4 protein-coding genes and 1 riboswitch are annotated in these 6,932 nt (G+C 28.6%); all 4 genes read left to right on the top strand.

All coding sequences use genetic code 11. The features are described 5' to 3' along the window. The first annotated feature begins 536 nt into the window (after positions 1–536). The 4 genes from CLPUN_RS09625 to CLPUN_RS09640 all read left to right on the top strand — a co-directional run bounded on the left by CLPUN_RS09625 (position 537) and on the right by CLPUN_RS09640 (position 6,271). Entirely contained in the window at positions 537–1,211 is a 675-nt protein-coding gene (locus tag CLPUN_RS09625) for a beta/alpha barrel domain-containing protein (protein WP_077847070.1), read from the top strand. A gap of 119 nt (positions 1,212–1,330) precedes the next feature. Beyond that, positions 1,331–1,500, top strand: a riboswitch (Lysine riboswitch). A 454-nt stretch (positions 1,501–1,954) separates the two neighbouring features. After that, positions 1,955–3,250 carry a diaminopimelate decarboxylase gene (gene lysA, locus CLPUN_RS09630; protein ID WP_077847072.1) on the top strand — a complete coding sequence of 432 codons (1,296 nt, stop codon included), beginning with the start codon at positions 1,955–1,957 and terminating at the stop codon, positions 3,248–3,250. A gap of 574 nt (positions 3,251–3,824) precedes the next feature. Beyond that, the gene (locus tag CLPUN_RS09635; RefSeq protein ID WP_077847073.1) at positions 3,825–4,628 is read left to right on the top strand and encodes a hypothetical protein; all 804 of its coding nucleotides are present in this window, start codon (positions 3,825–3,827) and stop codon (positions 4,626–4,628) included. Positions 4,629–4,792: 164 nt separating this feature from the next. After that, positions 4,793–6,271 (top strand): hypothetical protein, encoded by a 1,479-nt coding sequence (locus CLPUN_RS09640; protein ID WP_077847074.1) that lies wholly within the window; start codon positions 4,793–4,795, stop codon positions 6,269–6,271. Positions 6,272–6,932: the final 661 nt, after the last annotated feature.

Raw genomic sequence — 6,932 nt, forward strand, 5'->3', positions numbered from 1 at the left:
AGCATATTAGAAGAAAGTGATCTAAAGCCTTTGAACTACTAGGTTGTTTATAATGTTAACAAGTATATATAGTCTGTGGATAACTTATTTAAAAATCGTAATATTTAAATTAAATATCAATTACCATTATGAGGAATTTAAGATTAATAGGGAAGAAGATGCACATAATCATAGAAAAATGTAGCGTATGTTCTAAGTAGACTGAATTTATACAAATGATAAATTATATATTTATCACAGTATACACATAATTGTGGATAAAACTTGTGGACAATGTGGATAAGTTGATTGATATATATTTTTTTGAAGGAAATTAACATTAAGGAGTATGATATGGGAAAAATATACAAAAGTTAAAAATAAGAAACTGAAAAAAGAATTAGTGTGATATAATTAAGTTAGTATTTCTAAATTTCAAAAGTAATTCTATTATGAATTTAAAAAATATATTATAAGCACAATTAAGAGAAATTATTATATAGTGAAATGTAATTATAAAAAATTAATAACTAGATAATGGGGAGGCGATAGAAAATATGTCAGACAAAGAAGTTAAATTTGTTCCTCAAATAAAAGGCACACTTAGAAGCCATGTGATTGAGGTTCCACCAGTAATAAGAAATTGTGGAGGAATTAAAATTTTTGGTAAAAGAATAAAGTCATTATTATTTAGTACAGATGTTGCACTAATAAGAAATAGTAATGCAGATGCAATTATAGCAGTTTATCCATTTACACCACAACCATTAATAACACAAGCACTTGTTATGGCAGCAGATGTTCCGGTTTTTTGTGGCGTTGGTGGAGGAATAACACAAGGAAAAAGAGTTATAAATTTAGCAATGGATGCAGAATTTAAAGGTGCCATGGGAGTTGTAGTAAATGCGCCGACAAGTAATGAAGTTGTTAGAAAAATTAGAGCAACCATAGACATACCTGTTATAGTAACAGTAATTTCAGAAGATGAAGATATTGCCAAACGAATTGAAGCTGGCGCAACTATATTAAATGTTTCAGGTGGCAAAAAGACAGCAAACATAGTAAGAAATATTAGAAATAGATTCCCAGAATTTCCTATAATTGCAACTGGTGGACCAACTAACGAGTCTATTAAGGAAACAATTGAAGCAGGGGCTAATGCGATAACATTTACACCACCATCTTCAGCAATTATTATGGGTAATCTTATGGATGAATATAGAAAAGAATAAGATGCTTTAAACCACTAAAAATTTATTATATAGATATTTATAAATTAAAAAAGTATTGATTTAAGTAAAAAATATGGTATCATATTTGTAATAGTTTAATAATATGATAATATAACATGACCTGGGGTAGAGGTGCTTTAATAAATAGTAAGTGTAAGGAGTCGGCAGGCGAGGATTTATGCTAAAAGGTATTATAGCCGAAGAAATAAATTTTTATGTAAGGATTTATTTCTGGATATTCATAGAATATGTGAATAGCTGTCACGAAAAGTGTTGAGCTACAAGGTACTTTTTTCAGTTAACAATTAATTAAATTTAGGAAGTTAACATTTATCAGTTTAGAAATATGATGATTTTGTTAAGATTTATATCTTAAAGGCTATATAAAAATCTGTTTTTGATAAATTGATAATTAATGAAAATATTGTGCATAAGAAATTTAGCTTATATGCGTCTATCACTCGTCACAGATATATTCTGTGGCGTTTTTTTATAGGTGGCAACTAATCAATTTGTGGGTATTCAATTTTCAATGTTTAAAAATGTGTAAAACTACTAAATCTATGATGAAGGTATTTTACAAATAAGCAATAAATTCCAAGGGGGCTTTGAACAATATAAGATAAAAGGAAATGCGAAAGTATTTCAATGTAAAAACAAGTTCAATTTTCTAAAAAATTGAACTATGATTGCACAATATTAATTGGCAATTATAAATTAAAAAAATTTTGGGGGTTAACGAAATGAAATTATTTGGAACCATGAAAATACAAGATAACCAATTAACAATTGGCGGGATTAGTGCAGAAGATTTAGTAAAAGAATATGGAAGTCCATTATATGTATTTGATGAAGCTTTAATAAGGGAATACTGCAGAGATTATAGAAATTATTTTAAGTGTGAAGAAAATAATAATAGAGTGGCCTTCGCAGGAAAAGCATTTTTAACGCTTCAAATGTGCAAATTATTAAGGGAAGAAAACATGTGCTTAGATGTTGTTTCTGGTGGAGAACTTTATACTGCGAGCAGAGCTGGCTTTCCACTTGAAAAAGTAATGTTTCATGGAAATAATAAAACTTTAGATGAAATTGAGCTTGGAGTAAAGCTAGGTGTAGGAAATTTTGTTGTGGATAACTACTATGAAATTGAAACACTAAATGATATAGCTAAGGAATATAATAAAGTGCAAAATATCTATTTGAGAATAACACCAGGAATTGAAGCTCATACACATGAATATATAAAGACAGGGCAAATAGATTCAAAATTTGGTTTTGCACCAGTTGAAACAGTTATAGAAGATGCAATTAAAAAAGCTATAAACTTAGAAAATATAAATCTTGCCGGAATTCATTGTCACATAGGTTCACAAATATTTGACTTAGAACCATATGAGGATGCTGTAGAGATAATGTTAGAACTTATAAGAAACACTAAAGAAAAGTTAGGTTATTTAATAAAGGAAGTAGACTTTGGTGGCGGTTTTGGAATATACTACACTAACCAAGATGAACCAAGAACAACAGAAGAATATTGCATGACAATAATCAATAAAGTTGAGGAAGTCTGTGCAAGGACAGGTCAAGAAAAACCAGTCCTTACAATAGAACCAGGAAGAAGCATTGTAGCTAATGCAGGAACTACTTTATACACTATAGGTTCAATTAAAGAAATTCCAAGTGTTAGAAAATACGTTTCAGTAGATGGTGGAATGACTGATAATATAAGACCAGCTCTTTATAATGCAGAATATGAATGTACCCTTGCTAATAGAATTAAAAGTGATTCAGAAGAAATAGTGACTATTGCAGGAAAATGTTGTGAATCAGGAGATATTTTATTAGAAAATGTTAAGCTTCCAGAAGTGAAAAGTGGAGATATTTTAGCTATAGGAACTACAGGAGCTTATGGTTATTCTATGTCAAGCAACTATAATAGAATACCAAAAGCAGCAGTTGTAATGGTTAAAGATAATCAAGCAAGACTTATCTGCAAGAGAGAGTCTTATGAAGATTTATTGAAAAATGATATTATTTAAGGTCATAAACAAATTAAGATTTAATCAGCTAAAAGTAAGACTTTATAATAGAAAATCACATTATTCTAAAAAATGAATGATGTGATTTTTTTTAATTAAAAAGCTATAAATGCCTAAAACCTTTAAGAAAAGAAGCGAGACAATAATGAAAAATACGGTAAAAATGTTGCAGTCATGAAGAAAAATTTAATACACTTAAAAACAATTTTATTACTTTATTATATATATTACATTAAAATGAATAACTTGTAATAAAATGAAGACAAATATTGAATAAATATATCTTGTATACTATAATTAAGGGATAATTGTAATAAAAATGTAGAATAGGAAAATTAAAGATAATGAATTTAAATAAAATCTTTTATATTGTTTTGATTTTAAAGTGTAATTACATTTTGCTCAGTTAAAATTAAAAACTATTTCATATTCCTATGATCTAGACATAAAAAAGCATAATCAAGTTTTTTTAAATTTACAAAGTACATATGAAGCTGTTATTAAAAAAGTTTTAAGCAAATATTCTAATACTGATTTTAAAGATAATATAACTTGTGGAAAATGCGTAAAAGATATGCTTGTACAATATGATGAAACAGACTTTGAATTTATAAAGCGTTTAGCTACTCATTTTGAAACAGTTTTAATTGTAGATTCAGTTACTAATAAAAGTAGATTTCATTTTGCTATAGAACCAATTAGTAATGAAGTTGAATTAAAGTCGGAAATTAGAGAAGCTAAAACAAGATTAGATAACTTTACTAAGATAAAGTGTGTTTCAAAAGAAGATGTAATTGAACAAGATTTTGTAGGGTGGAAAGCAGAGAGCAAAAACTATTTTTCATTAGGAAGTGAGCCTACTTATAATGAAAAAAAAATAATAGTAGCTAAAGTGGAAATGAAGCAAATGAAAGGTGAGATTATTTTTACATATGAATTGAAATTCTTAAAAGGAATAAAGACGATTTATAAAATAAATTCCAAACTTAAAGGAACCAGTTTAGAAGGAATTGTAAAGAAGTGTAGAAATAATGAAATGCAATTACATTTCTGTATTAATGATTCTTATGAAAATATAGACAGTAATAAGTGGTTTCAATATGGCAGAGAAGTTTCTAATTTTTACTGTATGCCAGTAATTGAAAGTAAGGTTCGTGTAGCCTTCTTAAGTGGAGATGAAAAAGATACTATTGTTACAAATACAGTAAGAATTGCGGAGCCTGGTGATAAATATTATAGCAAAATATCAGAGCATAATAATAAATCTTATTCTACAGTTGATGGACAAGAGTTACTAATAACTCCAGAAATGCTTCAAATTGCAGAAATTAACTATTACAATCCAATAAAAAAACTTATAATATATGGTTATTTGTAAAAATTATTAAAGAAATGTAAATATTTTACGAAAAAATAAATAGATCCCAAAAGAAAAGGAGGCGAATACAAATGAATATTTCAATTATTACAGTTTTTGCAAGCAGTTAGAAAGAGCATAAGTAAAAGCAAATAGGAAAACACTTATTAAAAAGGAGGAAAAGTATGAAAAAGTTAATTATTAGTTGCATGAGTATCGTTTTAAACTTAATTTTAGTTTACGCATTTGGTATTACTGCATTTGCAGCAGAATTGTCGCAAGATGAAATATACCCATCTTTTAGCATTAACGAGATTCAACAGCAATTAAACGAAGTTTCAATAAAAAATAGTGAAAAATTTGATAATAGTGGAATTGAAGAAAATATTATTGATAATGTAAAAATGCTTTCTAATAATCAGTCTCTAGACAATCAGCCTCCAATTGCAGGTTTGAAAATTGTTATTTTAAATCCAGAATCAATGATTAACGGAAATTTTACAACAAAAACACAATTTGCGTGGTTATGGTCTTATAATGGCGAAAATTTTACTTATGATCCTGATGGAGACAGTATTGCAGATACGAGGGTTGGTGGCATCTCTAACAGTGATATTATAGGGACGATAACCGGAAATATTGGATTTGCAACCCAATTTAAAACAGCAGGACAGTATCAACTAACTTTCCAAGTACAGGATTCTAGAGGTGCATGGTCAAATATAGCAAAATATGTTTTTAGCGTAGAACCATCCGACGGCAATACACGACCAGTATCTAAAATTGCATATTCTCCTAAGACACTAATTCCAAATCAGCTTATGATGATTTCTTGGGCTGGTTCTACCGATAGTGATAGTGGTGATAAAATAACCAGTATTGGAGGTATGGTAATTAAAGATGGTGTGACAACTGCATTAGTAGATTATGTTAAACAGCTTAATGAAACAAGTTGTGTTGTATCTTTTGATAAAGCTGGAAGCTATGAAATATGGTTTAGAGTAAGTGATACACATAATGCATGGTCTAATTGGGTTATTTTAACAATACAAGTAGAAAATGCTACCTTAAAGAACATACAGATACATGGGATATATGAACCTACCAGCCAGTCGGCTTGGTGGGTGGCTGATAAACAAGCTCGCACAGCCTCGGTAGATGCCAGCCAGTCCGGAGCAGATTATTTATGTGAAAACTTTGGCTCTCATGACTTTCCAAGTTCACTGCCAGATAAGATAGTATCAGATAACAATTTTGAGGTTTCTGGAAGATTGCTTACAGCGTCGGGAACTTCGGTAGCAAATACAAGAGTCCAGATTACTATGCCGTTAACGTTAAATCACAGAATAAACAAAACTGTTTTAACAGATAAAGATGGTTACTTTTCATACAAACCGACTATGCAACAATATTGGGTAGACACAGGATATTACAATAATGCTAAGGATTTAGATTATTTAAGTTTAGGCGATATTTCAGAAAAGCAAACTCATTATATTCGTTTTTCATCATCAACAGGGACGAATCATCTTTATCCAACGGTAATAAGCGTTACAGCAGGAGAGACGTCCTATTCAGAAGATGTCACATGTTTAGTAGGATATACAAAACTTCCAACAATAGGGAATTTGATGTATCTCAATGGTCAATGGGCTTATCTGTAAATTTTATACAAAGAGAGTTAATAATATGTATATTTAGAAAATCCCAATATATTTGATAAACAGATAATGCTATTAAATATTACAAAAAGTCACTAAGGCTATTAAAAAATTATGGAATTTATATTACAAATTTTTAATAGGATATGTTTTATTTGGGATACGAAAAATCATGTATGACTTAAATAATATACATGATAGTTATATATGCTAATCAAGAAGAATTAGTGTTAATATATAAGATTATAAAATATTTGATTTCAAACTTTATGAGAAATCACATTTTGGGGGTGCAATTTTGAATAAAGTTTGAGATTAAAGTTAAGAAAATAGGACATTCTCAAAATTATATTTGCAAATAGTCTAAGACTAAAAACTTTTTTAATTATCAATTAATCTATAAGTTAAGTATTTCAGCCATTCTTCACATATTACGATGACAAACTTACCCAAATCAATTTGTACACAATTAAATAATTTTATAAAAAACTATAGTTAATCTAAGAAGAGCAAGTAGATTAGGTATAGTTTATTTTATTCACTTATTCAATGTAAAAACATAAAAAACTGTACTACAAAATATATAAACTGATTAATGCAGTTACCCATCAAAATAAATACTGTTGCTATCCAGATTTATAAAAGGATTAAATAATTATTATGC

The organism is Clostridium puniceum, from assembly GCF_002006345.1.
Lineage (GTDB): Bacteria > Bacillota > Clostridia > Clostridiales > Clostridiaceae > Clostridium > Clostridium puniceum.

Coding starts and splice junctions, on each gene's coding strand:
- CLPUN_RS09635 (WP_077847073.1), top strand. CDS start 3,825: ATGCTTGTACAATATGATGAAACAGACTTTGAATTTATAAAGCGTTTA.
- CLPUN_RS09640 (WP_077847074.1), top strand. CDS start 4,793: ATGAAAAAGTTAATTATTAGTTGCATGAGTATCGTTTTAAACTTAATT.
- lysA (WP_077847072.1), top strand. CDS start 1,955: ATGAAATTATTTGGAACCATGAAAATACAAGATAACCAATTAACAATT.
- CLPUN_RS09625 (WP_077847070.1), top strand. CDS start 537: ATGTCAGACAAAGAAGTTAAATTTGTTCCTCAAATAAAAGGCACACTT.